Consider the following 26,095-nt stretch of genomic DNA (forward strand, 5'->3'; position numbering starts at 1 on the left):
ACCAGCTGGGGACGCGTCTATGTCGTCGAAGCTCTCTGCAGACTCGACGACCCGGCTGCCCGACCATGGCTGCTTCGCAGGGCCTGCGACGGCGACTTCCTCAACGGATACTTCGCCGACAAGGTCGCGACAGTCGCCAGACTCCATGAGGCGCTTGCAGACCTCGATACCGACAGCGAGATGGTCGACCACATCGGTCGACTGCTTCATCTGATGAGCGACTGCGGGGGAATGGGGCTCACCCTCGCTCACTACCCCCATTCGAGAGCGGTCCTAGAAGCTCATGCTCGCCATGTGGGTTCGCTCAGCCCGACGATCGAGCGCTACTTCACGATCGCTGTGCTCACTCAGCACCTGACCACGGAGCATCCCGAGGCTGCGGGGTGCACTGCGACTCAGCAGGAAGCGCTCCGAGAGACGTACCTCGAAGTCCTCGACCGAGAGGAGTGGACCGAGACGCACGCGCTGGGTTCACTGCGGATGACAACCGGATGCGGTGGCTCGCCGACCACCGGGCGTCACAGCTGAGGCTGCGTGCGTTCCCCGATCTAGAGTCGGATACCGAGGAATAGCGCACGTCAGGAATAAGTGCTCTCCGCCAGTATCGAGGCCCACGCCTCAGGGCGTGTGCGACCCGGTCGGGGCGGTGGAGTCGGCTCCACCGCCCCGGCGGGCGCGGCCCGGCAAGGCGCGAAGAGGGCGCCGGCGGACAGCCGGCGCCCTCTTTCGGTACAACGAGGGAGCCTCAGGCCTCCCGCGCCCGGCCCATGACCGCCGGGAAGGTCGCCGGGTCCGCGTCGAAGCCCCGGACGTCGTCGTGGAAGACCCAGCCGTCGGACGGGTCGCGCACGAACTCCGCGATGGTCGCCGCCGTGGCAGCGGGCACCGTGCCGAAGTCCCCCTCGGAGAGCACCGAGTAGCCCTCGCGGATCCTGAACCCGGGATCGGCGACGCCGTCGAGCGCGCGGTACGCCGAGCGCTGCTGGATGACCACGCCGACGACCACGCGCGCGTAGCGGGCGTCCAGTCGCTCCAGTTCCGCGGTCATGACCTCGTCCCAGCCGAAGCCCTTGCCGTCCTTGCTGTCGCGGTTGAGATAGATGGTGCCGTCGGGTGAACGGCTGTCGAAGTGCACCACATAGGCGGGCTCCCCGTACGGGGCGTCCGCGAGGTACGTGGCGGCGACGATGTCGAGGTCCGTGGGCGGCTCTCCCGCCGGGCTCGGATCCCACTTCAACGCGATCTCGACCTTGCTCAAACCCTTGTTGAGGCCATTCACAGGCTTCCCCTTCCCCGTCTCCCCGTTGCTCCCCGTCGGCCCTCGGCCTGAACTGCCCTCTGCGCAAGGCAGGTTGTCCATCCTGCCACGCGCGCGTGCACCGTCGCGCGTCCGCGGTGGGCCAGAGCGTGACCGACGCCACGTCCGGTGGCCTTACGATGGCGCGGTGCTGGTCAAGTGGATTCGCTGCACCGTGGTCGACCGCCGCGGTTTCGAGCGGGGGCAGCGAAAGTGGGCGGGGCTTCTGGGCGAGCCGGGATTTCGTGGCCAAGGCGGGGGCTGGAGCAGGGCCCGTCCCTCCGTGGCCCATGTCTTCGCGTTCTGGGAGAGCCGCGCCTTCTACGACTCCTTCATGGCGCGCTCGCACGATCGGCTGGCGGCCACCCAGGCCGGTACCTTCAAGAACGCGCAGGTCAGGCTCTTCGACTACCGCTTCGACGTGAAGACCGGCTTCGAGCCCCGGTTCACGGACACCGACCTGCTCCGCGTCGCGCTGTGCCGGGTCCACGAGGAGCGCGCGGAGCACTTCACCCTGATGCAGGAGAAGGTCTGGAACCCCGCCATGGCCGGCTCGCCCGGCATGATCCGCGGACTGTTCGCCGAGGCACCGGGGCATGAGTTCCTGGTGCTGTCGATGTGGCGCTCGGAGGCCGAGCACGGCAAGTACCGGACCGAACGCGTCGAGCGCCTCGCGCTGCGGGCGCAGACCGAGGCGGACATCGCCTCCCTCACCGGTGACATAGTGGAGCTGGAGCCCTCGTGGACGGTCTGATCCGTGTGAGCTACGCCGTATGGAGCCCGTACGAGTGCTCGGAACGCCGTCACTCGATCTAGGGTTTCGGCATGGCACGACCACGGCGCATCGTCCTTGTCCGCCACGGGGAGTCAACGGGCAATGTTGATGACACCGTGTACGAACGCGAACCCGACCACGCGCTGGCGCTGACCGAGCGCGGCTGGCGGCAGGCGGAGGAGACCGGAAAGCGGCTGCGGGAACTGTTCGGCCGCGAGCACGTCAGCGTCTACGTCTCGCCCTACCGCCGTACCCACGAGACGCTGCGCGCCTTCCACCTCGAACCGGAGCTGATACGGGTCCGTGAGGAGCCCCGGCTGCGCGAGCAGGACTGGGGGAACTGGCAGGACCGCGACGAGGTACGGCTGCAGAAGGCGTACCGCGACGCCTACGGGCACTTCTTCTACCGGTTCGCCCAGGGGGAGAGCGGAGCCGACGTGTACGACCGGGTCGGCGGCTTCCTGGAGAGCCTCTTCCGCAGCTTCGAGGCCCCCGACCACCCGCCCAACGTGCTGATCGTGACCCATGGGCTCGCCATGCGCCTGTTCTGCATGCGCTGGTTCCACTGGACGGTCGCGGAGTTCGAGTCGCTGTCGAATCCCGGGAACGCGGAGATGAGGATGCTCGTTCTCGGAGACGACGGCAAGTACACGCTTGACCGGCCGTTCGAACGCTGGCGTGATCCGGAGCCGTACGGGATCACCGGATGGAGTGGCAGCCGATGACCTCCGACTCCTCTTCCTCAGGGCGCCTGGAGCGCGCCCTGGCAAGCCTGCGCGGACTCTCCGTGGGGGACGCACTCGGCTCGCAGTTCTTCGTGCCGGACCACTATCCGCTGCTCAAGCGCCGCGAGCTGCCGCCGGGCGACTGGCAGTGGACCGACGACACCGAGATGGCCGCCTCGGTCGTCGCCGTCCTGGCCGCGCACGGGCGGATCGACCAGGACGCGCTGGCCCGCTCCTTCGCCGAGCGGCACGACTTCGACCGGGGGTACGGTCCCGCCGTCAACCGGCTGCTGCGGCTGATCCGGGAAGGCGGCGACTGGCGGGAGCTGGCCGCCGCGCTCTTCAACGGACAGGGGTCCTGGGGCAACGGAGCGGCCATGCGGATCGCCCCGCTCGGTGCCTGGTACGCGGACGACCCCGAGCAGGCCACCCACCAGGCGGAGATCTCCGCCTACCCCACCCACCAGCACCGCGAGGCCGTCGTGGGCGCCATGGCGGTGGCCGCGGCCGCAGCCCTGACCGCGGCGCCCGGGGGACCGCCCAGGGCCGAGGCGCTGCTGGACGGCGTCATCGCCCTGGTTCCCCGCAGCGCGGTCGGCGCGGGGCTGAGGCGTGCCCGGGACATGCTCGACTACGGCGACGCCGCCACCGTCGCCGCCGTGCTCGGCTGTGGACGGCGTACGACGGCGCACGACACCGTGCCCTTCGCTCTCTGGTCGGCCGCCCGGGCGCTCGGTGACTTCGAGACGGCGTTCTGGACGACCGCGCAGGCCGGCGGAGACATGGACACGACCTGCGCGATCGTGGGCGGCGTGCTCGCCGCGGGCAAGGCGGGGGCGCCCCCGGCCGCATGGGTCGAGCGCACGGAGGAGCTGCCCGGCTGGCTGCCGACCGCCTCGTGACGGGCCGCCGGGCCGGCTGAGAACCGGACCGCGCCCCTGTCCGCCCGGTCCCGCGGACCGCCGGGAGGACCAGCGGCCGGCCTCTCGGCCGACCGTACGCTGCCCGGTGACTCGTCGGGGTGGTGATGGGGGAGTCGAGGGAAGTCGACGAAGGTGTGCCCGGCGCTCCCCCCGACGACTCCTGGACCGTGCCGCACCGCCGTCGGCCGCGTCCGCGGCCGGTGGCCCATCGGACCGTGGTTCCACGCTTCGCGAACGCGACCTGCCAGGACCTGGGGGAGTGTTGCGTGAGGGCAGCCGGATCGAGGCTTCCGGTCGGCTTCTTTCCCACCGTCGGCAGCGAGGTCGCCGATCCTGAGACCGGAGCGGATGCACGACTGCGAACGCAGTCGGTCACTGCCCGGCGGCCTTCCCGCCGAGGCTGCGCGGCGGCCCGGATTCGTAAGGGGAACCGGGGTGTCGCCCGCGGATCACGGCGGCGTAGGCTAAGGGCGCCATGCCGTACGAACCGCCCACTCACACCGTCGAGCGCTCCCTCCGCGCCACGACCGGAGCGAAGATCATTGCCGGTGTCGACGAGGTGGGCCGCGGTGCGTGGGCCGGTCCGGTCACCGTCTGCGCGGCCGTCACCGGACTGCGTCGACCCCCTGCGGGTCTCACCGACTCCAAACTGCTCACCGTCAAGCGACGCACCGAGCTCGCGGAGGAACTGCGCACCTGGGTGACCTCGTACGCCCTGGGGCACGCCTCCCCGGAGGAGATCGACGACCGGGGGATGACCGCAGCCCTGCGCCTCGCGGCCGTACGGGCCCTCCAGGGCCTGCCGCTCCGCCCGGACGCGGTCATCCTGGACGGCAAGCACGACTATCTGGGCACCCCCTGGCGGGTGCGCACGGTGATCAAGGGAGACCGGTCGTGTGTGGCGGTCGCGGCGGCCTCGGTGATCGCCAAGGTGCAGCGCGACAAAATGATGGCCGAACTGGGTATCGACCATGCAGACTTCGGTTTTGCGGACAACGCCGGGTATCCGTCTCCCGTGCACAAGGCCGCACTGGCGGAGCGGGGACCCACCCCGTACCACCGGTTGTCGTGGGCGTATCTTGATGCGCTGCCCCAGTGGCGGCACCTCAAGAAGGCCCGCAGCTGGGCGGACGGAAGCGTTCCGGAGATCGAGGGCCAACTCGGCTTCGATTTCTGACGCGTCCGCTCGCACCGCAGTGCCCCCGCCGACGCGAGCCGCACCACCGTTTGATAAATATCAGCCCATGCCTCTCATTCCCGAGGAGCCTCAGATTCACGAGAGTGCCCAGGGTCCCCGCGCCACTCCGGCCAGCGGCCGCACCGCGCCGACCCCCCGCCCCGTACCCGGCCCACGTTCCGTGGCCCCGTCGCGACCCGGTCGTCCCGGTCCTCCGCGGCCCACGCCTCCGGTGCAGCGCGCGCCCCGCGACCCGGCCGCCGTCAAGCCCGGGCCGCCGGCCCCGGCCGCTGCCGCCGCCGCTCCGCAGGTCCAGCTGATCCCGGCCTCGGCCGAGGGCGCGCTGGACGCCGCCGAGGAGGCGGTTGACCTGCTGCTGGAGTCGGGCCGCGCCCCCGGTGAGGTCCTGGTGGTCACCACCGGCGAGCCCCACCCGTGGGCGACCCACGAACTGTCCTTCGGTGAGGCGTCCTACTGGGCGCAGCACGACGCCCGGGACGACGTCTTCTACTTGGACGCCGCCTCCGTCGGCCGGGCCGCCGAGCGTCCCGTCGTCGTGGTCGCCGTCAACGGTGGTCCCGCCTCAGCCGCCGCCACCGCGCTGCCGCTGGCCCACTCCCGGGCCGGAGCCCTGCTGATCGTCTGCGGCGACCCGCAGCAGATCAACGCGGTACTGGGCGCCGGACTCTGAGCCGACGGGCGGCAGCTGGAGCGGGCGGCCCCCGGTGTCGACGCCGGGGCGCCGTGCCGGCCGCCGTCGGCGCGTGCGGTGACAAACCGGCGGTGACTGCTCGGCGGGCTCGGTGACCGGTAGTGGGGGCGTGGGGGAGTCCGGCGGTCGCGTGCGGGCCCGTGACCGCACGGCGGTCCGGCGGAGTCGTGCTCGGCCGCGGACTCCGGCGCCCCGGCTCCTGCGTGCCTGCGACCCCTCGCCGTGCCTGCGGCAACGTGGCGGAACGCCTCGGCCCGCCGGGCCGGGGTTCGCGTGTCCACGGCGCCGGGTGCGAGATCGGGTGCACACGTCGAGGGCGTTCCCGCGTGGTCGTGCGGCCGGAGGCCGGGGCGGTCCGCTGTGCGAGCGGCTCAGGGCCGACGGCTCAGCGTGCGGCGGCGCGACGCAGCACGTCCGACGCCGCACCCCCGGTGCGCGGCAGCGGCGGAGGCGCTTCGGACAGCGCGAACGGCTCCGGGGCGGAGTCCGTGTTGGGCCGTCGGCCGCCCCGGCCCTCGCCGAGAACCTGCCAGCCGTCACGGGTCAGCGTGACGTACGCACCGCACCGCAGCCCGTGCAGGGTGCAGGCGTCCCGCAGACCCCACATCAGCGCACCGTCCTCCTCCGTCCAACGCGCGTCACCCTCACGGCAGTAGAGGAGTACGGCGGTGCGCACCGGGGTGCGGCGTCTGAGGTCGTGCGGGATGATCCGGCGCAGCTGGGCGAGCAGCGCGTTGCGGAAGATCCACCCGTCGGCCGGTGCCTGCCGGCGCACGAACGAGGCGCTGGCCCGCACCCGCTCGTCCGGATCGAGCACGGCCACGATCGCGGTGGCCGGCCCGGGGCGGTGCCGCGCATGCAGCCCGCTGACGACCTCCCGCGGATTGCGCAGCAGCGGAATGCCTGCCGCGGCCCACTCGGCGGGCTCCAGCAAGCGGGTGGCGGAAGCGTCGGACGTGGACGTCGACAACGGCGCCGCCGAGGACGGAGCGAATCCGAAGGTCACGTTCCTCCCTTCGGCTACGGCCCACACAGCGGGCGGGTCGGATTCGGGGGAGCGCACACCGCAACAGAGCCCTACCGGACCACGGCCGAGCCGTACGGGGAGCGGACCTCAATTCTTCCTGTCGAACTGGGATGCGGCAACGAGCAATTGGGGCCACCGAGGGTTATGTAGTGGTGCGCGGCTTATATCACTACCCAGAGTGGCCGGGGTCGATGCACGGGGCGTGGGGAGAGCCGCCGTCACGGAGGGTGAAGTGGCTCATTGTCAGTGCCGTCGGGTTGCATGGAGGCATGGACGATGTGGAGCTGCGCACCGAGGCCGACGCGATCCTCGCCGAACTGGTGGGGGCGCCGCAGGGTGCGGCGCGATTGCGGGAGGACCAGTGGCAGGCGGTGGCCGCCCTGGTACGCGAGCGTCGGCGGGCGCTGGTGGTGCAGCGCACCGGGTGGGGCAAGTCGGCGGTCTACTTCGTCGCCACCGCCCTGCTGCGCCGCCGCGGCGCCGGCCCCACGGTGATCGTCTCCCCGCTGCTGGCGCTGATGCGCAACCAGGTCGAGTCGGCGGCGCGGGCCGGCATCCGGGCGCGCACCATCAACTCGGCCAACCCGGAGGAGTGGGACGCCATCCACGAGGAGGTGGAGCGGGGCGAGACCGACGTGCTCCTCGTCAGCCCCGAGCGCCTCAACTCCGTCGACTTCCGGGACCAGACGCTGCCCAAACTGGCGGCCACCACCGGCCTGCTGGTGGTCGACGAGGCGCACTGCATCTCGGACTGGGGCCACGACTTCCGGCCCGACTACCGCCGGCTGCGCGCGATGCTCGCCGAACTGTCCCCGGGTGTGCCCGTGCTGGCCACCACCGCGACCGCCAACGCGCGCGTGACCGCCGACGTGGCCGAGCAACTGGGGACCGGCGCCGGGGAGGCTCTGGTGCTGCGCGGCCCGCTGGAGAGGGAGAGCCTGCGGCTGGGCGTCGTACGCCTGCCCGACGCGGCGCACCGCCTGGCGTGGCTCGCCGAACACCTCGACGAACTGCCGGGGTCCGGGATCGTCTACGCGCTGACCGTGGCGGCGGCCGAGGAGGCCACGGCCTATCTCCGGCAGCGTGGTTTCCCGGTGGCCCCGTACACCGGCCGCACGGAGAACGCCGACCGACTCCAGGCCGAGGAGGACCTGCTGGCCAACCGGGTCAAGGCACTCGTCGCGACCTCGGCCCTCGGCATGGGGTTCGACAAGCCCGACCTCGGTTTCGTGGTCCATCTCGGCTCGCCCTCCTCGCCGATCGCCTACTACCAGCAGGTGGGGCGCGCCGGCCGCGGTGTCGACCACGCCGACGTGCTGCTGCTGCCCGGCAAGGAGGACGAGGCCATCTGGCGCTACTTCGCCGACACCGCCTTCCCGCCCGAGGCACAGGTCCGCCAGACCCTGGCGGCCCTCGCCGACGCGGGGCGACCGCTGTCCGCACCCGCTCTGGAGGCCCTGGTCGACCTGCGGCGCACCCGGCTGGAGACCATGCTCAAGGTGCTCGACGTGGACGGCGCGGTCAAGCGCGTCAAGGGCGGCTGGATCGCCACCGGCGAGCCGTGGGTCTACGACGCCGAGCGGTACGCGTGGGTCGCCCGGCAGCGCGCCGCCGAACAGCAGGCCATGCGCGACTACGTCAGTACCGACGGGTGCCGTATGGAGTTCCTGCGCCGGCAACTGGACGACGAGGGAGCGGCCCCGTGCGGCCGCTGCGACAACTGCGCGGGCCCCTGGGCCGACCCGTCCGTCTCCGCGGAGGCGCTGACCGGGGCGACCAGGGAACTGGACCGGCCGGGAGTGGACGTCGAGCCCCGCCGCATGTGGCCGACGGGGATGCCCGCCCTGGGCGTCGACCTCAAGGGGCGCATCCCGGCCAAGGAGCAGTGTTCGGCCGGGCGGGCCCTGGGCCGGCTCTCGGACATCGGGTGGGGCAACCGGCTGCGCCCGCTGCTCGCCGACGGCGCGCCCGACGGTCCTGTCCCCGACGACGCGCTGCGGGCCGCGGTGGCCGTGCTCGCGGACTGGGCGCGCTCCCCGGGCGGCTGGGCGTCGGACGGCCCGGACGCCGTCCCCCGGCCGGTGGGCGTCGTGGCCGTGCCCTCCCTGAGCCGGCCGCGGCTCGTGGAATCCCTGGCCCAGGGCATCGCGGCCGTCGGCCGCCTGCCCTACCTCGGCACCGTGACCTACACCGGGGCGAGCGACCCGCACCGGGCGCACCGCAGCAATTCCGCCCAGCGCCTGAGAACCCTGTCCGATGCCTTCGCCGTCCCCGAGGAACTGGCCGCCGACCTGGCCCGCGCACCGGGGCCCGTCCTGCTCGTGGACGACTACTCCGAGTCCGGCTGGACCCTCGCCGTCGTCGCCCGCCTGCTGCGCCGGGCGGGTGCCGAGCAGGTGCTGCCCCTGGTCTTGGCCGTGGCGGGCTGAGAGCGTGGTGGGCCGGACCGGGCCGGGCCGACCGGTCGGTGGCGCGTGGCCGGGCCGCTGTGCTCGTGGCTGCGGAGGGACGGCGGGAGACGTTCCCGCGGTCATACCGGGGGAGGAGCGACCGGCGCCGTGCAGCGAAGGGACTTCGGCGTCCTGTTCCGGCAGTCGGTTGACGTGGTCCTGATCGGAGTTATCCACAGGTCAAGCGGAGCTTCGCATTCCGCGAGATCGTCTGATCATGACGCATCACAGCGAAAACAGTGCATCTTCCGAGAATGACGACATGTCAGGAGTTCGCCGACCGGCACCGGCTGGCGAACCTGCCCCGGACGGCGCAGTCACGCCGCCGTACGTGTACGAGGGCGCCGCTCCGTACGACGGCGCGGCCACGTTCGGTCAAGGCAGCGGTGCCCACCAGGTCACCCTGCGCACCCCGGCCGAACTGGCCGACGCCCTCCCCTACCTGCTCGGCTACCGTCCCGAGGACAGCATCGTCCTGGTGTCTGTGCACCGACACTCCGGACGCGGCCGGTTCGGCGGCCGGGCCCGGCTCGGCATCCCGGCCAACCGCGACGACTGGCAGTCGGTCGCCCGGCAACTGGCACACGGCCTGGTGACGGGCGGTGAACGCAGGGGAGCCCGACCCGAACAGATCGTCGCCTATCTGTGCCAGGAGCCGGCACCGGGCGAGTCGGCCCATGAGGTGATGGAACGCCTGCGGCCCCTCGCCCAGCATCTGCGCGTAGAGAGCGGCCGACTCGACGTCCCCGTGATCGAGGCGCTCTGCATCTCCGGCGGCCGCTTCTGGTCGTACTGCTGCGGCAGCGCCTGCTGCCCGCCCGAGGGCACGCCCATGGGCCTGCCGGGCACCTCCGTGCTGGCCGCGGCCGCCACCTATGCCGGCATCCAGGTCAGGGGCAGCCTGCGCGCACTGCGCGCCCGGCTCCAGCCTTTGGAGACCTCCCTGGTCTCGGAGCAGGAAGCGGCACTCGACGCCCTGGGCAGCGCGCTCGTCCCCAGGATCCTCGACGACTCCGGCCGCGCTCAGGTGGCCGCGGAGACGATGGCCCTGGCGCACAAGGTGCTGCGACGCTTCGCCGAGGTGCCGCCCCCGTCCGGCAGGCAGACCGAGGACCGCCGCGACGACGACCTGCTCGACGCCGACGAGGCGGCCACCTTGATCCTGGGCCTCCAGGACCGGACGACACGCGACCGCGCCGCCGAATGGATGGAGGGGGACGAGGCCGCACCGGCGCTCCGGCTGTGGCGGGCCCTGGCCCGCCGCTGCGTCGGCTCCTACGGCGAGCACGCCGCCGCCCCCCTGAGCCTCGCCGGCTGGGTGGCCTGGTCGACCGGCGACGAACTCGAAGCACGGGAAGCCCTCGCCATGGCCCTCGGCGCCGACCCCGCGTACCTCTTCGCCCGTCTTCTGCACCAGGCGTGCAATGAGGGCCTCGACCCCGAGTCGGTCCGCCGCTGCCTGCGTGCCGAACGCGTCGGTCGTACCGCGGGTGCGGCACGCGATGTGCGCTCCGGCGGACCTGACACCGGTGCGCTGTCCGGCGACGGCCCGTCCGGAGCCTCCGTCCTGCCCGGCCCGAGCGAGACGGACCCTCAGTGCCGTGTACCGGCCACCACAGCGCTGCCCCGCCGCAGTCGCCGATCCCGTATGCGGACGCCCTCCGGATCCGGACCTCGCCGCCCCGCAACCTCCACACGTGACGGCGTCCCGAGGCCCCGTACGCCGGGGAAGACGAACGCACGACGCCGCGGCGCGGCCGCGGAGGGACCGCGGCCGACTGACGGCGACGGCCCTGTGGAGTGACACGGCCGACGGGCACCAACAGCGGCCCGACGGGGTGCCAACAGCGGATCGGCGGCGTCGCACGGCGGGCCCGACCGGGTGCCACGAGCGGGCGACGGGGTGATGCGGAGGGCCGCTCCGGCGCCAACAGCAGGCCGATGCCGCGCCGTGAAGGCGGGAGGGGCGGGGGCCGCTACTCCACGAGTGGCGGGGTGCCGCAACGGCTGGAGTGGCGGGCTGCCGCAAGAACACGGGCGCGGCGATGTCGGGCGGTGCCGCTCAGCTCCCCGTCTCGTGCCGCACGCCACCTCGCCGAATCACCCCCGCCATTCGGTGGGCACCGCCCCGTACGGGCGTGACCCGGGCGAGGGCCGGTCCGTTCACCTGAGTGGCGCAACGACCTGAGCGGCCCACCGTCGCGCAGGCCGCGCGCCGCCCCGTATCCGTCCGGTCGGGCCCCGGCACCGCACCCGCCCGAGGCACAGAGAGCAGAAGAAGCAACCGTATGCACCAGCCGACTCCGCCCTCCTCCGACGACTGCCTCCCCTCCGGACGGCCCGGGCACCACCCGGGGCCCGGCGTCGGTACCGCCGGCACCAGCGTGCCGGCCGACCGGTTCCGCCACGGCGCCGAACGCGCCTCCCCGACCAGCGGCCGAGGTGGCCTCCCCGAAGCGGACGCAGCAGCGAGCCGATCCGACGGGGAACGCGTTCCCGCGGCCACCCCCGTCCCGGCTCCCGCAGCGCCACGCCCCCCGGCCCCTCGGCCGCCCGCACCGGCACCGGCACCGGCCACCCCACCACCCGCCACCACCCCCCACCCGCACGCCGCTGTCCCCCCAGTCCAGCCCGGGGCCCTCGGCCCGCCCGCCCCCGGCCCGCGCACAAGCCCCGCTCCGACCGCCGGAACCGCACCCACACCGCCGCGTGGCCCGGGGGATCTGCCCCCGGCACACGAAGTGCTGATCTGCGTGGCCCTTCCCGGCCTGGCCATCTCCCCACCCGGAGGCCAGCTGACCGGCCGCGGGCTGGACGGCTACTACCGGGCGGGACGGCGCGTCCTGTCCCGGTGCCAGGTCCGCGTCGCCGGACGCGAACCCCTGCCCGTGCAGTCCCGGCTGACGTCGGCCGACCGAGCCCACTTCGTCGGCACGCTGCGCGCCTCCCCACCCGGCGGCCCCGACCCCGATGTCGTCGTGGAGCGGATCCGCACCGCCGACGGCACCGAACGCATCACCCTGCGCAGCTCCGCGCCCCGCCCGATGCGCCTGCCGGTCGAGGTGGCCCTCGGCACGGACCTCGCCGACCTCGGGACGATCGCCGCGGGCGCCACCGGCCCCGACCTGCCCGCCAGCGTCCACGACTCCGGACTGCGCTGGTCGGCCTCCACCGGAAGGTCGTCGGTGACCGCCACTCCGCCGCCCACCGACTCGCTCGCCTCCGCCGGCCTGCTCCGCTGGGAGGTGGACCTCCCGGCCGGCGGAAGCGCCACCCTGGAGTTGCGGGCCCGCCTGGACGGAACCGGCCCCGTCCGGCCCGCGGGCCGCACCGCCACCAGCCCCGTGGCCCACGCCAGGGCCGACGGCGACGACCCTCGGGCCGAAGCGCTCCTGAGGACCAGCATCGAAGACCTGCGGGCACTCCTCGTACGCGACCCGGCCCGACCGACGGACCAGCACCTCGCCGCCGGCGCCCCCTGGCGCTGCGGCCTGGCCCCGGCCGAGGCACTCGCCGCGGCCCGCATGACCCTGCCCCTGGGTACCCGCCTCGCCGCGGGCACCCTGCGTACCCTCGCCCGCACCCAGGTCACCGCCCGCGGACCGCGCTACGGCATGATCCCGGGCCCCCGACGTGACGCCGGCCCCCACCTGCCCCCGGGCTGCACCGGCACCGAGGCCACCCTCCTCTTTCCCGTCCTGCTCGCGGAGGCCCGCCGCTGGGGACTGCCCGAGGGCGAGACGGAAGAACTGCTCCCGACCGCCGAACGCTGTCTCACCTGGCTGACCACCATCGTGGACGAGAGCGCCTACCTGTGCGACCCGCAACCCGGCGGACCCGTGCGCTGCGAGACCCAGGCGCAGGCGCACCGCGCGGCCCTGCTCGGCGCGGACCTCCTCGACGCCTGTGGCAGGCCGGGCAGCATGGGGCTGCGGCACTGGGCGCAGACCCTGCGGACCGCCTTTCACACCGACTTCTGGATCGACGACCCCTCCGGCGGCCGTCCGGCGGCCGCGCGCCTCGCCGACGGGCGTCCGCTGCCGTACCTCGGGGCGGGCGCCGCCCATCTGCTCGACACCGGCCTGCTGGGTGCCGGCACCGTGGCCCCCGGCCTCCTCGACAATGTGCGCACACAGCACCTGGCCCGACTGCTGGCCGGCCCGGCCCTGGACTCCGGGTGGGGCCTGCGCGGGCTCGGCGCCGAGGAGAACGGACACAACCCCTTCGGCCACCGCAGCGGCGCGGTGCGGGTCCACGAGACGGCCGTCGCCGTCGCGGGGCTGACCGCGGCCGGCTACGAGCGCGAGGCCGGCTCACTGCTCAACGGGGTCCTCTCGGCCGCCGCCGCCTTCGGCTACCGCCTGCCCGAGATGTACGCCGGCGAGCGGCGGACCGACGGCGGCGTACCCCTGCCCCACCCCGCCGCCTGCCGGCCCGCCGCCACCGCCGCGGCAGCCGGCGTCCTGCTGCTGACCACCCTGGCCGGCATCCGCCCCGACGCCCCCGCCGGAACGGTCACGCTGCGGCCCGTGCGCAGCGCCCCCCTGGGCGAGATCGGCCTGACCGGGCTGCGCGTGGGAGGCGCTCCCTTCTCCGTACGCGTCAGCAGACTGGGCCTGGCGATGGTCGAGGAAGCCGCCGACGGACTGCAGCTCGGGGTCTGACCTGGCCCTGCGTACCGCCCACAGGGGGCCGGACGACCGTCGCCGCGCCACGGCAAAGCCCCCGGCGCGCGGCGGGGGACCAGCCACCGATGCGACCGACCGAGGGAGTGTTTATCGTCAGGCAGACGACTATGATCGCGGCATGCCCTACGACCCGTCAGCCTTTCCGCCCTTCGCCGTCACCGTGGACCTGGTCGTGCTGACCGTGCGCCGCCATGCCCTGTGCGCGTTGGCGGTCCGCCGGGGCGAGTCACCGTTCCAGGGGCGGTGGGCATTGCCGGGCGGCTTCGTACGGGCCGACGAGGACCTGGCTCAGGCGGCGGCGCGCGAACTCGCCGAGGAGACCGGACTGCGAGCCCACGACCCGGCCGCCCCCGCCCAGGACAACGGGGCCCACCTGGAACAGCTCGCCACCTACGGCGACCCCGAGCGCGACCCCCGGATGCGCGTGGTCAGCGTCGCCCACCTCGCTCTGGCACCCGACCTGCCCGCGCCCCGCGCCGGCGGTGACGCCAGCAACGCCCGCTGGGCTCCCGTCGAGGAACTGCTGCAACAGGGCGGCTACGGCCGCGACGGCGAACCCGTCGCCCCCCTCGCCTTCGACCACGCCCAGATCCTCTCCGACGGCGTGGAGCGAGCCCGATCGAAGATCGAGTACTCGTCACTGGCCACGGCGTTCTGCCCGCCCGAGTTCACCGTCGGCGAGCTGCGCCGTGTCTACGAAGCGGTGTGGGGCGTCGCGCTGGACCCGCGCAACTTCCACCGCAAGGTCACGGGCACGCCCGGCTTCCTCGTCCCCACCGGCGGCACCACCACCCGCCAAGGCGGCCGCCCCGCACAGCTGTTCCGCGCGGGCGGGGCCACTCTGCTCAACCCGCCGATGCTGCGACCCGAGGTGTGAGCGCCGGGCACCTGGCGATACCCGAAAAACCGGACATAGCGCGCTATCTTGCTACGGGTGATCCAGGCCTTCGGACTGACCAGCACCCCCCGCAAGGACCTCCCGCCCGCCGTCGACGACCTCACCTTCGAGGCACCCGCGGGTCGCGTCACCGCACTGCTCGGCGCGCCGGGCGCGGGCAAGACCACGGCCCTGAGACTCATGCTCCAGCTGCAACAGGGCCGTGGCATCACCCACTTCAGGGGGCGCCCCCTGCACCGCATCGCCCACCCGTCGCGCGAGGTGGGAGTGGTCCTCGGGGACATCCCGGGCCACCCCGGCCGTACGGTGCGCGGACACCTGCGCATGCTCTGTGCCGCGGCCGGAGTCCCGGCCCGCCGGGCCGACGAAGTCCTCGAAGTGGTCGGCCTCGTCAGCCTGCGAGACGAACGCCTCGGCACGCTCTCGCGCGGCATGGACCGTCGGCTCGGCCTCGCCTGCGCCCTGCTCGCCGACCCCCACACCCTGGTGCTCGACGGCCCCACCGAAGGCCTGCCCGCCCGTGAAGGCCGATGGCTGCACGGCATGCTGCGCGCCCATGCCTCGCAGGGCGGCACCGTGCTGCTGACCACCGCCGACCCCAAGGAAGCGGCACGCACCGCCGACCGTGTCGTCACCCTCGAGCAGGGCCGACTGGTCGCCGATCAGGACGCCACCGTGTTCGCCCGCACCCGCCTGCGCCCCCGCGTCGCCGTTCGCACCCCGCACGCGCCCCGCCTTGCCGCCCTGCTGACCCGGGAGGCCCGCGCCGCACAGCGCTCCGTCGAGGTCGTCCAGGAGGGCGGCAACCGGCTCTCGGTGTACGGCAGCAGCTGCGCCGAGGTCGGGGAGACCGCGTTCCGCCACAGTGTCCTCGTCCACCGGCTCGCCGACGAAGTGGGCGACGAGGGACCGGGCGCCGGCGCCGACGGCCTCACGCGGAACGACGGTGTCGGCCCGTCGGGAGCCTGCGCCACCCCACCTCACTCCGCATCCGTCCCACAGCCCGCATCCGTCCCACAGCCCGAGCCCGGCCCGGAGCCCGAGCCCGTCCCGCAGCCTCGGCCCCTCCCGGAGCCCGAGCCCTGCCCGCAGCGCGAACTGGGGCCCGACCGGGAACCCGCCTCCCCTCCCGAGCTCCCCGCCCCCGACGCCCAGCCGGCCCCGCCGAGCCACGATGCGGCTGGTGGCGAGACGGGAGAGGGTGAGTCCGTTGCCGCGACGGACGCTCCTCCCCGCCCCTCACCCCTCCCCACCCGCCCTCCCGCCCTCCCGCCCCCCATCTCCGTCCGCCCCGCCCCCAGCCCCCTCCGCCCCCTGCGCTACGAACTGCGGCGTGCCACCGGCATCGGCACCGGGTTCCTCACCGGCGCGGCCGTGCTCGTGGCCTCCGCGGTCACCGCGGTGGTGGCGGCGAGCGTCGGGCACACTCCGCAGGCGCGGCTGCTGGCCGCGTGGCCGGCCGAGTTGCCGCTGCCGCCCGCCGCGCTCGGGGCGGGGCTGCTCGGCGCGCTGGCCTTCGGTGACGAGTTCCGGCACCCCGCGCTGGCGGCGGATCGTGGCACCGTGCCCCGCCGGCTGGGACTGCTCACCGCGAAGCTCCTCGTGGCCGCGGTCACGGCGCTGCTGCTGGCGTTCCTCACGGTGGGGTGCGACGCGGAGGTGCTCTATCTCTTCTACGGTCGGGAGCTGGGGAGAGTTCCCGAGGAGTGGGCGGTGTTGAGCGCGGGGTGGGCGGGGCTGGTGGTGGGCTGTGCGTGGGCGGGGGTGCTCGCGGCGGGTGTGTTCCGGTCCACGACGGCGGGGCTGGCGGCGGTGGTCGGCGTGCCCGTGGTCGTCGTACCGCTGGTGCGTCGGGCGTGGGCGGGCGTCTCGGTGCGGAGCGCGGCCGGGTTGCCCGAGCGGCTGAGGGAGACGGTGCTGCCGCAGTGGCCCTTCGGAGGGGAACAGCATGTGACTGCTGTGACCCGTGTGATCGCTCAACCCGTCGGCTGGGCGCTGGCGTTGTCGTTGGCCGCCCTGCTCTGCGCATATCTGGTCACGACTCTGCGGAGCAGGGTCCGATGACGACCATCCGTGCGCTTTCCGTCACGGCGTGTGCACAACTCCCCGCAGAAAGCCCGTTTCTTTCCGATTAGGCGTCAATTGCGACGGGGTGAGCGATCACCCTTTCGTGTGCTTTTCACCAAAGACCTCAAGGGAGTTGGAGACGACGCCGACAAAGGATCCGTGAGTACCCTTGCGCACACCATGATGACCGCCGCCCGCTCCGCCGACTCCGGTCTGGCAGGCCCGGGCGAACTCGACCGCTACCCCTACGCGGAGGCCCCCGCCGCCGCCGACCGTGTCGGTGCTCCCGCCTGGGAGGGCGCGGATCCCGAGCTGGGCCGGGTGGGCCGGCGCTCCGCGGGCAGCCGCGGGCGCGGGCTGCACGGCCAACTCGTCCAGCAGCTCGGCCAGATGATCGTCTCGGGCGACCTGGGCGCCGACCGTCCGCTGGTCCCCGAGGAGATCGGGCAGCGCTTCGAGGTCTCCCGCACCGTCGTCCGCGAGTCGCTCCGTGTCCTCGAGGCCAAGGGCCTGGTGAGCGCCCGGCCCAACGTCGGCACGCGCGTGCGCCCCGTGAGCGACTGGAACCTCCTCGACCCGGACATCATCGAGTGGCGGGCGTTCGGTCCGCAGCGCGACGACCAGCGCAGGGAGCTGGGCGAGCTTCGCTGGACCATCGAGCCCCTGGCGGCCCGGCTCGCCGCCGGGCACGGGCGCGAGGACGTCCAGCAGCGGCTGGCCGACATGGTCGAGATCATGGGGCACGCGATGGCGCAGGGGGACGCGCTCACCCACGCGCGAGCCGACGCGGAGTTCCACTCGCTGCTGATCCAGGTCGCGGGCAACCGCATGCTGGAGCACCTCTCCGGCATCGTCTCGGCCGCGCTCCAGGTGTCCGGCGGCCCGGTCACCGGCTGTGACCGGCCCACCGAGGCGTCCCTGGCGCACCACGCGCGGATCGTCGACGCTCTCGCCGCGGGCGACGGCTCGGCCGCCGAAGCGGCGATGCGGCAGCTGCTCACCGTTCACCCCGAGGTGGAACGTGTGGTGCCGGCTCCCCGCGAGCACTGACCGCGCGCCGCGCGCGGTGCCGCCGGTGATGTCCTCCCCCCGTCCGTGCCGCCTTCGGGGCCGGTGCCCCGCCCCGTCGTCGGACCCCGCAGAGCCGCCCCGGGCCCTGCGGCGTCCGACGGTGGCGGTGCACGGTGGTGGCGCGGGTCACCGGCCATGGGTCTCCACTGCAGCACCGGTGACCGTATCTGTTCGCGTATGAACACTTTTGAGCGCTTTCGCGGTGTGACTCGGGCCACGCAGATTGGGCGTAACGCTCGTGGGAGCCCTGCGATGACCTAAGAGGTGACAGCCGCGGAGGGAATACGGACGCCGTTCAAGGCGCTGTGCATCTTCCCGGCCCCCGCCCGCGCCGTCGGCCCATCCCCAGGCCGGTGGTCGGCTCCTGTCCGCTGTGGACGGGGCCGGAAGCCGTTTTCCAACGTTCCGAGAGGTTGTTCGTGTCGGCCAGCACATCCCGTACGCTCCCGCCGGAGATCGCCGAGTCCGTCTCTGTCATGGCGCTCATTGAGCGGGGAAAGGCTGAGGGGCAGATCGCCGGCGACGATGTGCGTCGGGCCTTCGAAGCTGACCAGATTCCGGCCACTCAGTGGAAGAACGTACTGCGCAGCCTCAACCAGATCCTCGAGGAAGAGGGTGTGACGCTGATGGTCAGTGCCGCGGAGCCCAAGCGCACCCGAAAGAGCGTCGCAGCGAAGAGTCCGGCCAAGCGCACCGCCACCAAGGCGGTCGCCGCCAAGACGGTGACCACGAGGAAGGCCACCGCCGCTCCGGCCGCGCCCAGCGCGCCCGCCGCAGCCGATCCCGCCGCCGAGGAGGCCGCGCCCGCCAAGAAGGCAGCGGCCAAGAAGACCACCGCCAAGAAGGCGGCGGCGAAGAAGACGGTCGCCAAGAAGGCAGCGGCCAAGAAGACCACCGCCAAGAAGGACGACGCCGAGCTGATCGAGGACGAGGTCCTCGAGGAGACCAAGGCCGGCGACGAGCCGGAAGGCACCGAGAACGCGGGCTTCGTCCTGTCCGACGAGGACGAGGACGACGCGCCCGCCCAGCAGGTGGCCGCGGCCGGTGCCACCGCGGACCCGGTCAAGGACTACCTCAAGCAGATCGGCAAGGTCCCCCTGCTCAACGCCGAGCAGGAGGTCGAGCTCGCCAAGCGCATCGAGGCGGGCCTGTTCGCCGAGGACAAGCTGTCCAACGCCGACAAGCTGGCCCCGAAGCTCAAGCGCGAGCTGGAGATCATCGCCGAGGACGGCCGCCGCGCCAAGAACCACCTGCTGGAGGCCAACCTCCGTCTGGTGGTCTCCCTGGCCAAGCGCTACACCGGCCGCGGCATGCTGTTCCTGGACCTCATCCAGGAGGGCAATCTCGGTCTCATCCGCGCGGTCGAGAAGTTCGACTACACCAAGGGCTACAAGTTCTCCACGTACGCCACCTGGTGGATCCGGCAGGCGATCACTCGCGCCATGGCCGACCAGGCCCGCACCATCCGTATCCCGGTGCACATGGTCGAGGTCATCAACAAGCTGGCGCGCGTGCAGCGTCAGATGCTCCAGGACCTGGGCCGCGAGCCCACCCCGGAGGAGCTGGCCAAGGAGCTCGACATGACCCCGGAGAAGGTCATCGAGGTCCAGAAGTACGGGCGCGAGCCCATCTCGCTGCACACCCCGCTGGGCGAGGACGGCGACAGCGAGTTCGGCGACCTCATCGAGGACTCCGAGGCCGTCGTTCCGGCCGACGCGGTCAGCTTCACGCTCCTCCAGGAGCAGCTGCACTCGGTCCTGGACACGCTCTCCGAGCGCGAGGCGGGCGTCGTCTCCATGCGCTTCGGCCTCACCGACGGTCAGCCGAAGACCCTCGACGAGATCGGCAAGGTGTACGGCGTGACGCGTGAGCGCATCCGCCAGATCGAGTCCAAGACCATGTCGAAGCTGCGCCACCCCTCGCGGTCCCAGGTGCTGCGCGACTACCTCGACTAGGACCACTTCGGCCCGGACGGGTCGAACGCGTACGACGCCGAAGGCCCGGTTCCCGATACGGGAGCCGGGCCTTCGGCGTGGACAGCGCAGGTGCGCCGCGTCCGCCGGTGGATCACTCTGGGTGTCTGATCGTCGTCTCAGGGTGAGGAGTATCCCATGCGTCGTGCTCTCGTCCGGGCGCTGGCCCGGCCGCTGGCCCTGGTGGCCGCCGCCCTGGCGATACCGCTGGTGACGGCCGCCCCCGCGGCTCCGACGGCCCCGGCGGCCTCCGACGGCATCGTGGTGGGCGGCTTCCCCGTCGATGTCTCCGACAGCCCCTGGACGGTGGCGCTGTCCAGCCGTGACCAGTTCGGCCGTATGCGCTCGGGACAGTTCTGCGGGGGCGCGGTGATCGCACCCACCTTCGTACTCACCGCGGCTCACTGCATGGCCGAGGAGGTTCTCGGGGCGCCACCGGACCGCGCACGCGACCTCAAAGTGATCGTGGGACGCACCGACCTCTACTCCTCCGAAGGCCGGGAGATCGCCGTGCGGGGGGTCTGGGTGAATCCCGACTACGACAGTCGCAGCAACGCCGGGGACTTCGCCGTGCTCACCCTGGCCGAGCCGGTGCCGCAGGCGTCGGTGATCCGGATGGCCCCGGCGGGTGATCCGGCGTACGCCCCCGGGAACGACGCCACCGTCTACGGCTGGGGGGACGCCACGGGGACGGGGGGCTACGCGCACAGCCTGCGGGCGGCGCGGATGCACGTACTGCCCGACGCTCTGTGCCGGACCGCGTATCCGGGCGGGCTCAGCGGCGGCTACAGCGCCGCGACCATGGTGTGCGCAGGGGAGCGGCTGGGCGGCCCGGACGCCTGCCAGGGGGACAGCGGTGGCCCCCTCGTGGCGCAGGGCCGACTGATCGGCCTGGTGTCGTGGGGGAGCGGGTGTGGGCGGGCGGGGAGCCCCGGCGTCTACACGAGGGTCTCCGACGCCGTACGGGCGCTGGTCCGGCCGCAGGCGGCCACTGAGGGCCCCGTGGGCGCGCCCGGCGGGGGCTGAGGGCGTCTTTCGACCACGAGTGCGGGCGGCAACCCCTGGGCAGGGTGGCCGCCCGCGTGCCGGCCTGTGCCGGTCTGGCTCGTCGTGGTGCGAAGGGACCGAAGGGTCAGCGCTCTGCGTCCGAGGCGGATGCCGGGGCGGACGTGAGCCGCTCCGTCTCGTCCTGTATCTCAGCGGCGATCTTCTTGAGTTCCGGCTCGAACTTGCGACCGTGGTGGGCGCAGAAGAGCAGTTCTCCGCCGCTGAGCAGGACGACGCGCAGGTATGCCTGGGCGCCGCAGCGGTCGCAGCGATCAGCGGCCGTCAGCGGGCTCGCGGGGGTCAGAACAGTAGTCACGTCGCCTCTTCTCTAGCTCGACGAGCTGTCGTACCAGGGTCAACATCCAACCAGCCCGAAAACGTTCCCGCTCGTGGCTTCTCCTCGAAAAAATCTTCCGAGGTGGCTGGCTGCTGCCGGTTTGGCGGCGAATGTGCCGTATTGCGTCTCTTGTGCCTACGGTTTCGCTCTGTCGATCATGGCTCGGTCCTCCCGGCCGGGTTGCCGGTTTGTTCATGAGGACGTGCCCGGAGCCTAAATGGTTCATGCCTCGAAGGGAACGTGATATGTACTTCACTCCATCGAGGGATCGAACATCCATACGACTCTGGACTAGGGTGACTTCAGACGAGGGTGGCGTTACAACGGCTCTACCAGGCCTCGGTACCCTCTGAGCGGCAACCGACGCCGCGCCCTTACCCAGAAGGGCCCCACCTGAAATTCAGCGAGGAGCGAACCGCGTGACCGCCGAGACGTCCGTGCCGTCCACAGCTCTGCTGGCAGGAGCAGACCGGGACGGTTCCAACTACACCGCGCGGCACCTGCTCGTCCTCGAGGGGCTCGAGGCCGTACGCAAGCGCCCGGGTATGTACATCGGCTCCACCGACAGCCGTGGTCTGATGCACTGCCTGTGGGAGATCATCGACAACTCCGTCGACGAGGCCCTCGGCGGCTACTGCGACCACATCGAGGTGATCCTCCACGACGACGCCTCGGTGGAGGTCCGCGACAACGGCCGCGGAATCCCGGTCGACGTGGAGCCCAAGACCGGTCTCTCGGGCGTCGAGGTCGTCATGACCAAGCTGCACGCCGGCGGCAAGTTCGGCGGCGGCTCCTACGCCGCCTCCGGTGGTCTGCACGGCGTGGGCGCCTCCGTGGTGAACGCCCTGTCGGCCCGCCTGGACGTCGAGGTCGACCGCGGCGGGCACACGCACGCGATCAGCTTCCGGCGCGGCGTCCCCGGCGCCTTCACGGGAGCCGGCCCGGACGCCGGGTTCGACGCGAAGAGCGGGCTGCGCAAGGCCAAGAAGATCCCCAAGGCGCGCAGCGGCACGCGCGTGCGCTACTGGGCCGACCGCCAGATCTTCCTCAAGGACGCCCGGCTCTCCCTGGAGAACCTGCACCAGCGCGCCCGCCAGACGGCGTTCCTGGTGCCCGGCCTGACCATCGTCGTCCGCGACGAGTTCGGCCTCGGCGAGGGGGGCAGCAAGGGCGAGGAGTCCTTCCGCTTCGACGGCGGCATCAGCGAGTTCTGCGAGTACCTGGCCACCGACAAGCCGGTCTGCGACGTCCTGCGCTTCCAGGGCCAGGGCACCTTCAAGGAGACCGTCCCGGTCCTGGACGACCGCGGCCACATGACCCCCACCGAGGTGGTGCGCGAGCTCGGCGTCGACGTCGCCCTGCGCTGGGGCACCGGCTACGACACGGCCGTCAGGTCCTTCGTCAACATCATCGCCACGCCCAAGGGCGGCACTCACGTCGCCGGCTTCGAGCAGGCGGTCGCCAAGACGATGAACGAGGTGCTGCGCGCCAAGAAGCTGCTGCGCGTCGCCGAGGACGACATCGTCAAGGACGACGCCCTGGAGGGCCTGACCGCCGTCGTCACCGTGCGTCTCGCCGAGCCGCAGTTCGAGGGCCAGACCAAGGAGGTCCTCGGCACCTCGGCGGCCCGCCGCATCGTGAACAACGTGGTCTCCAAGGAGCTCAAGGCGTTCCTGACGTCCACCAAGCGGGACGCGGCCGCCCAGGCGCGGGTCGTCATGGAGAAGGCCGTCGCCGCCGCGCGCACGCGGATCGCGGCCCGCCAGCACAAGGACGCGCAGCGCCGCAAGACGGCCCTGGAGTCCTCGTCGCTGCCCGCCAAGCTCGCCGACTGCCGCAGCGACGACGTCGACCGCAGCGAGCTGTTCATCGTCGAGGGCGACTCCGCGCTCGGTACGGCGAAGCTCGCCCGGAACTCCGAGTTCCAGGCGCTGCTGCCGATCCGCGGCAAGATCCTCAACGTGCAGAAGTCGTCCGTGACCGACATGCTCAAGAACGCCGAGTGCGGCGCGATCATCCAGGTCATAGGGGCGGGCTCCGGGCGCACCTTCGACATCGACGCCGCCCGCTACGGCAAGATCATCATGATGACCGACGCCGATGTGGACGGCTCCCACATCCGTTGTCTGCTGCTGACCCTCTTCCAGCGCTACATGCGGCCCATGGTCGAGGCCGGCCGCGTCTTCGCCGCGGTGCCCCCGCTGCACCGCATCGAGATCGTCCAGCCGAAGAAGGGCCAGGACAAGTACGTCTACACGTACTCGGACCGCGAACTGCGCGACAAGCTGATGGAGCTGCAGAGCAAGGGCATCCGCTACAAGGACACCATCCAGCGCTACAAGGGCCTGGGTGAGATGGACGCCGACCAGCTGGCCGAGACCACCATGGACCCGCGTCACCGCACCCTGCGCCGCATCAACCTCTCCGACCTGGAAGCCGCCGAGCAGGTCTTCGACCTGCTCATGGGCAACGACGTCGCCCCGCGCAAGGAGTTCATCTCCAGCTCGGCCGCCACGCTGGACCGGTCCCGCATCGACGCCTGACCCCACCCCTCCGGCTCCCGCGGCGACACCCGCGGGAGCCCGCCTCACGGCCGCCGAGGGGGGAGAAGGTTCCCTTTCGTCACCTGATGGGGTGAAGCGTCGAGGGAAGAAGAAACGTGGATCTTCCCGTTCTGTCCATCCTTGGGCATGCACTTCAGTAATGGTCGTCTTCGTACGGACGGGGACGGTCGCGAGACATCGGGCGGACAGGGCCCGGGGCGGTCCCCCGCCACCGAAGGGGCGCCGGGGGAGGTGCGCTACGACGACCCCTGGTACGACGCGCTGGCCGCGGGCTGGGGCGAGCCGGGCCTCGCGGACGCTCCCGGCGTGGCCGCCGAGGCCGAGCGCCGGGACCTGCCCGAGGGTGCCCCGGAGGCCGCCGACATCTATCTGCGGGTGCAGCGCGGCGCTGCCTTCCAGGAGGTCCGTGACCGCTACCGCGGATTCGTGGTGCCGGCGTCCGCGGGGTTCTTCCTGTGGTACCTCGCCTATGTCGTCGCCGCGACGACCGCGCCCGGCCTGATGGCCCACCGCGTCATCGGCGCGGTGAACGTGGGCCTGCTCGCCGGGCTCGGCCAGTTCCTGACCACCTTCGTGCTCACCTGGGCCTACGCCCGGCACGCGCGGCTGCGCCGGGACCGCGCGGCGCTCGAACTGCGTTGGGAGACCCAGGAACTGACCCGCGCGGCGAGGGGCGGTGTGTCATGACCGGTCATCACCAGACGCTGGCGCTGGTGCTGTTCAGCGCCTTCATCGCGGTGACACTGGCGATCACCACCTGGGTGAGCCGCCGACGCCAGGGCTCGCCGGAGGAGTTCTACGCCGGCGGGCGGCTGTTCTCCCCCCTGGAGAATGGTGTTGCCATCGCGGGCGACTACATGTCCGCCGCCTCCTTCCTCGGCATCTCCGGTCTCATCGCCCTCTTCGGCTACGACGGGCTGCTGTACTCGGTCGGCTTCCTCGTGGCCTGGCTGGTGGTGCTGTTCCTGGTCGCCGAACTGGTGCGCAACTGCGGGCGGTTCACACTGGCCGACGTTGTCGCGGCCCGGATGAGGGAGCGACCGGTGCGGATCGCGGCGGGCACCTCGTCGGTCGTGGTGTCGGTCCTGTACCTGGTCGCCCAGATGGTCGGCGCGGGCAGCCTGGTGGCGCTGCTGCTGGGGCGCAGCGGCGCGGCGGCGCAGTGCTGGACCGTGGTGGGCGTCGGTGCCCTCATGGTGGTCTACGTGTCGCTGGGCGGGATGCGGGCCACCACGTGGATCCAGATCGTCAAGGCGGTCCTGCTGCTCGCCGGCACCGTCGCGCTCACCGTGCTCGTCCTGGCACGCTTCCACGGCGACTTCGACCGCCTGCTTCTCACGGCCGCCGAACGCAGCGGCCACGGGGACGCCTTCCTGGCTCCGGGCCTGAAGTACGGCGGGGGCTGGACCGCCCGCCTCGACTTCATCAGCCTGGGTCTGGCCCTGGTCCTGGGCACCGCAGGCCTGCCGCACATCCTGTCCCGCTTCTACACCGTGCCGACCGCCCGCGCCGCACGCCGCTCGGTGGTGTGGTCGATCGGGCTGATCGGCGGCTTCTACCTGATGACGATCGTGCTCGGCTTCGGCGCGGCCGCCCTGGTCGGCCCGGACGCCGTGCGCGCCTCCAACGCGGCCGGGAACACGGCCGTCCCGCTGCTGGCCCTGGACCTTGGCGGCGGCGCCGACTCCACCGGTGGGACGGTTCTGTTCGCGATCGTGGCCGCCGTCGCCTTCGCCACCATCCTGGCCGTCGTCGCCGGGATCACCCTGGCCTCCTCCGCGTCCGTGGCACACGACCTGTACGCCTCCCTGCGGCGCCGCGACAGGGCCCCGCGCAGCGAGGTCGCCGTGGCCCGGGTCGCCGCCGTCGGTATCGGCGCGGTCGCGATCGCACTCGGCCTGCTGGCCCGCGACCTCAACGTCGCCTTCCTGGTGGGCCTCGCCTTCGCCGTCGCCGCGTCGGCGAACCTGCCCGTCCTGCTCTACTCGCTCTTCTGGCGCGGCTTCACCACCCGGGGCGCCGTCTGGGCGGTGTACGGCGGGCTCGTCCCGGCCGTGGTTCTGGTCGCGCTGTCCCCGGTCGTGTCGGGCAGTCCGGAGTCATTCCTGCCCCACCTGGACTTCCAGGTGTTCCCGCTGCGCAACCCCGGACTGGTCTCCGTCCCGCTGGGCTTCCTCGCGGGCTGGCTGGGCACGGTCACCTCGGCCGAGCCGGCCGACGAGGCCAGACACGCGGAGACCGAGGTGCGGTCGCTGACGGGGGCGGGAGCCGTGTAGCCGACGGCGGCCCGCCGGGCCGTACGGCCCCGGGCACGCGCGCAGAGGTACGCCTCGGTGAGCGCGCGGACGTGTGTCACCCAGGTAC

Annotated in this window: 19 protein-coding genes and 1 pseudogene; 17 read left to right on the top strand and 3 right to left on the bottom strand. The window is 72.5% G+C overall.

Annotated elements, in window-relative coordinates; translation table 11 throughout:
- Positions 1-528, top strand: a pseudogene (locus AC3ET3_RS22880) (hypothetical protein); the annotation flags it as partial.
- A 217-nt stretch (positions 529-745) separates the two neighbouring features.
- On the opposite strand, the gene AC3ET3_RS22885 reads toward AC3ET3_RS22880, so the two are convergent.
- Positions 746-1,279 (bottom strand): TerD family protein, encoded by a 534-nt coding sequence (locus AC3ET3_RS22885; protein ID WP_435612797.1) that lies wholly within the window; start codon positions 1,277-1,279, stop codon positions 746-748.
- Positions 1,280-1,445: 166 nt separating this feature from the next.
- Here AC3ET3_RS22885 and AC3ET3_RS22890 point away from each other — a divergent pair, with 166 nt between their 5' ends.
- The 5 genes from AC3ET3_RS22890 to AC3ET3_RS22910 all read left to right on the top strand — a co-directional run bounded on the left by AC3ET3_RS22890 (position 1,446) and on the right by AC3ET3_RS22910 (position 5,588).
- Positions 1,446-2,051, top strand: coding sequence for a YdbC family protein (locus AC3ET3_RS22890; protein ID WP_432136299.1), 606 nt, complete (start codon positions 1,446-1,448; stop codon positions 2,049-2,051).
- 71 nt (positions 2,052-2,122) lie between these two features.
- The gene (locus AC3ET3_RS22895; protein WP_432136300.1) at positions 2,123-2,797 is read left to right on the top strand and encodes a histidine phosphatase family protein; all 675 of its coding nucleotides are present in this window, start codon (positions 2,123-2,125) and stop codon (positions 2,795-2,797) included.
- Positions 2,794-3,699, top strand: a complete 906-nt coding sequence (locus AC3ET3_RS22900) for an ADP-ribosylglycohydrolase family protein (RefSeq protein ID WP_432136301.1) — start codon at positions 2,794-2,796, stop codon at positions 3,697-3,699. The genes AC3ET3_RS22895 and AC3ET3_RS22900 overlap by 4 nt, the downstream gene beginning before the upstream one ends.
- Before the next feature lie 496 nt (positions 3,700-4,195).
- Positions 4,196-4,897 (top strand): ribonuclease HII, encoded by a 702-nt coding sequence (gene rnhB, locus AC3ET3_RS22905; RefSeq protein WP_432136302.1) that lies wholly within the window; start codon positions 4,196-4,198, stop codon positions 4,895-4,897.
- Positions 4,898-4,964: 67 nt separating this feature from the next.
- Complete coding sequence (locus tag AC3ET3_RS22910; RefSeq protein ID WP_435612798.1) at positions 4,965-5,588, top strand: hypothetical protein; 624 nt, start codon at positions 4,965-4,967, stop codon at positions 5,586-5,588.
- A 406-nt stretch (positions 5,589-5,994) separates the two neighbouring features.
- Here AC3ET3_RS22910 and AC3ET3_RS22915 read toward each other — a convergent pair whose 3' ends face one another.
- Positions 5,995-6,615: a hypothetical protein gene (locus AC3ET3_RS22915; RefSeq protein WP_432136304.1), complete on the bottom strand. Its 621-nt coding sequence runs from the start codon at positions 6,613-6,615 to the stop codon at positions 5,995-5,997.
- A gap of 290 nt (positions 6,616-6,905) precedes the next feature.
- Between AC3ET3_RS22915 and AC3ET3_RS22920 the strand changes: the two genes are divergently transcribed.
- The 8 genes from AC3ET3_RS22920 to AC3ET3_RS22955 all read left to right on the top strand — a co-directional run bounded on the left by AC3ET3_RS22920 (position 6,906) and on the right by AC3ET3_RS22955 (position 20,809).
- On the top strand, positions 6,906-9,065 hold the full coding sequence (locus AC3ET3_RS22920; protein ID WP_435612799.1) for a RecQ family ATP-dependent DNA helicase: 2,160 nt from the start codon (positions 6,906-6,908) through the stop codon (positions 9,063-9,065).
- A 352-nt stretch (positions 9,066-9,417) separates the two neighbouring features.
- A complete protein-coding gene (locus tag AC3ET3_RS22925; RefSeq protein WP_435612800.1) occupies positions 9,418-10,890 on the top strand; it encodes a DUF4192 domain-containing protein in 1,473 nt (490 codons plus the stop codon).
- A 943-nt stretch (positions 10,891-11,833) separates the two neighbouring features.
- On the top strand, positions 11,834-13,750 hold the full coding sequence (locus AC3ET3_RS22930; protein ID WP_435612816.1) for a glycogen debranching N-terminal domain-containing protein: 1,917 nt from the start codon (positions 11,834-11,836) through the stop codon (positions 13,748-13,750).
- Positions 13,751-13,892: 142 nt separating this feature from the next.
- Complete coding sequence (locus tag AC3ET3_RS22935) at positions 13,893-14,651, top strand: NUDIX hydrolase (protein ID WP_432136307.1); 759 nt, start codon at positions 13,893-13,895, stop codon at positions 14,649-14,651.
- 57 nt (positions 14,652-14,708) lie between these two features.
- Complete coding sequence (locus tag AC3ET3_RS22940) at positions 14,709-16,736, top strand: ATP-binding cassette domain-containing protein (RefSeq protein WP_432157305.1); 2,028 nt, start codon at positions 14,709-14,711, stop codon at positions 16,734-16,736.
- 162 nt (positions 16,737-16,898) lie between these two features.
- Complete coding sequence (locus tag AC3ET3_RS22945; protein WP_432157304.1) at positions 16,899-17,789, top strand: FadR/GntR family transcriptional regulator; 891 nt, start codon at positions 16,899-16,901, stop codon at positions 17,787-17,789.
- Between the two features lie 440 nt (positions 17,790-18,229).
- Complete coding sequence (locus tag AC3ET3_RS22950; RefSeq protein ID WP_432136310.1) at positions 18,230-19,765, top strand: RNA polymerase sigma factor; 1,536 nt, start codon at positions 18,230-18,232, stop codon at positions 19,763-19,765.
- Between the two features lie 156 nt (positions 19,766-19,921).
- Positions 19,922-20,809 carry a serine protease gene (locus tag AC3ET3_RS22955; protein ID WP_432136311.1) on the top strand — a complete coding sequence of 296 codons (888 nt, stop codon included), beginning with the start codon at positions 19,922-19,924 and terminating at the stop codon, positions 20,807-20,809.
- A gap of 106 nt (positions 20,810-20,915) precedes the next feature.
- On the opposite strand, the gene AC3ET3_RS22960 is transcribed toward AC3ET3_RS22955, so the two are convergent.
- A complete protein-coding gene (locus tag AC3ET3_RS22960; RefSeq protein ID WP_432136312.1) occupies positions 20,916-21,146 on the bottom strand; it encodes a DUF7455 domain-containing protein in 231 nt (76 codons plus the stop codon).
- Positions 21,147-21,586: 440 nt separating this feature from the next.
- Here AC3ET3_RS22960 and AC3ET3_RS22965 point away from each other — a divergent pair, with 440 nt between their 5' ends.
- The 3 genes from AC3ET3_RS22965 to AC3ET3_RS22975 all read left to right on the top strand — a co-directional run bounded on the left by AC3ET3_RS22965 (position 21,587) and on the right by AC3ET3_RS22975 (position 26,007).
- Positions 21,587-23,710: a DNA gyrase/topoisomerase IV subunit B gene (locus AC3ET3_RS22965; RefSeq protein ID WP_432136313.1), complete on the top strand. Its 2,124-nt coding sequence runs from the start codon at positions 21,587-21,589 to the stop codon at positions 23,708-23,710.
- A 147-nt stretch (positions 23,711-23,857) separates the two neighbouring features.
- A complete protein-coding gene (locus AC3ET3_RS22970) occupies positions 23,858-24,418 on the top strand; it encodes a DUF485 domain-containing protein (RefSeq protein WP_435612801.1) in 561 nt (186 codons plus the stop codon).
- Entirely contained in the window at positions 24,415-26,007 is a 1,593-nt protein-coding gene (locus tag AC3ET3_RS22975) for a solute symporter family protein (RefSeq protein ID WP_435612802.1), read from the top strand. Before AC3ET3_RS22970 ends, AC3ET3_RS22975 begins: the two co-directional genes overlap by 4 nt.
- The last annotated feature ends 88 nt before the right edge of the window (positions 26,008-26,095 follow it).

The sequence above is a fragment of the Streptomyces sp. bgisy159 genome, from assembly GCF_057707805.1.

Excerpts from the sequence above, each read along its gene's own strand:
- AC3ET3_RS22955 (WP_432136311.1), top strand. The coding sequence starts at position 19,922 with ATGCGTCGTGCTCTCGTCCGGGCGCTGGCCCGGCCGCTGGCCCTGGTG.
- AC3ET3_RS22935 (WP_432136307.1), top strand. The coding sequence starts at position 13,893 with ATGCCCTACGACCCGTCAGCCTTTCCGCCCTTCGCCGTCACCGTGGAC.
- AC3ET3_RS22895 (WP_432136300.1), top strand. The coding sequence starts at position 2,123 with ATGGCACGACCACGGCGCATCGTCCTTGTCCGCCACGGGGAGTCAACG.
- AC3ET3_RS22975 (WP_435612802.1), top strand. The coding sequence starts at position 24,415 with ATGACCGGTCATCACCAGACGCTGGCGCTGGTGCTGTTCAGCGCCTTC.
- AC3ET3_RS22900 (WP_432136301.1), top strand. The coding sequence starts at position 2,794 with ATGACCTCCGACTCCTCTTCCTCAGGGCGCCTGGAGCGCGCCCTGGCA.
- AC3ET3_RS22920 (WP_435612799.1), top strand. The coding sequence starts at position 6,906 with ATGGACGATGTGGAGCTGCGCACCGAGGCCGACGCGATCCTCGCCGAA.
- rnhB (WP_432136302.1), top strand. The coding sequence starts at position 4,196 with ATGCCGTACGAACCGCCCACTCACACCGTCGAGCGCTCCCTCCGCGCC.
- AC3ET3_RS22910 (WP_435612798.1), top strand. The coding sequence starts at position 4,965 with ATGCCTCTCATTCCCGAGGAGCCTCAGATTCACGAGAGTGCCCAGGGT.
- AC3ET3_RS22970 (WP_435612801.1), top strand. The coding sequence starts at position 23,858 with ATGCACTTCAGTAATGGTCGTCTTCGTACGGACGGGGACGGTCGCGAG.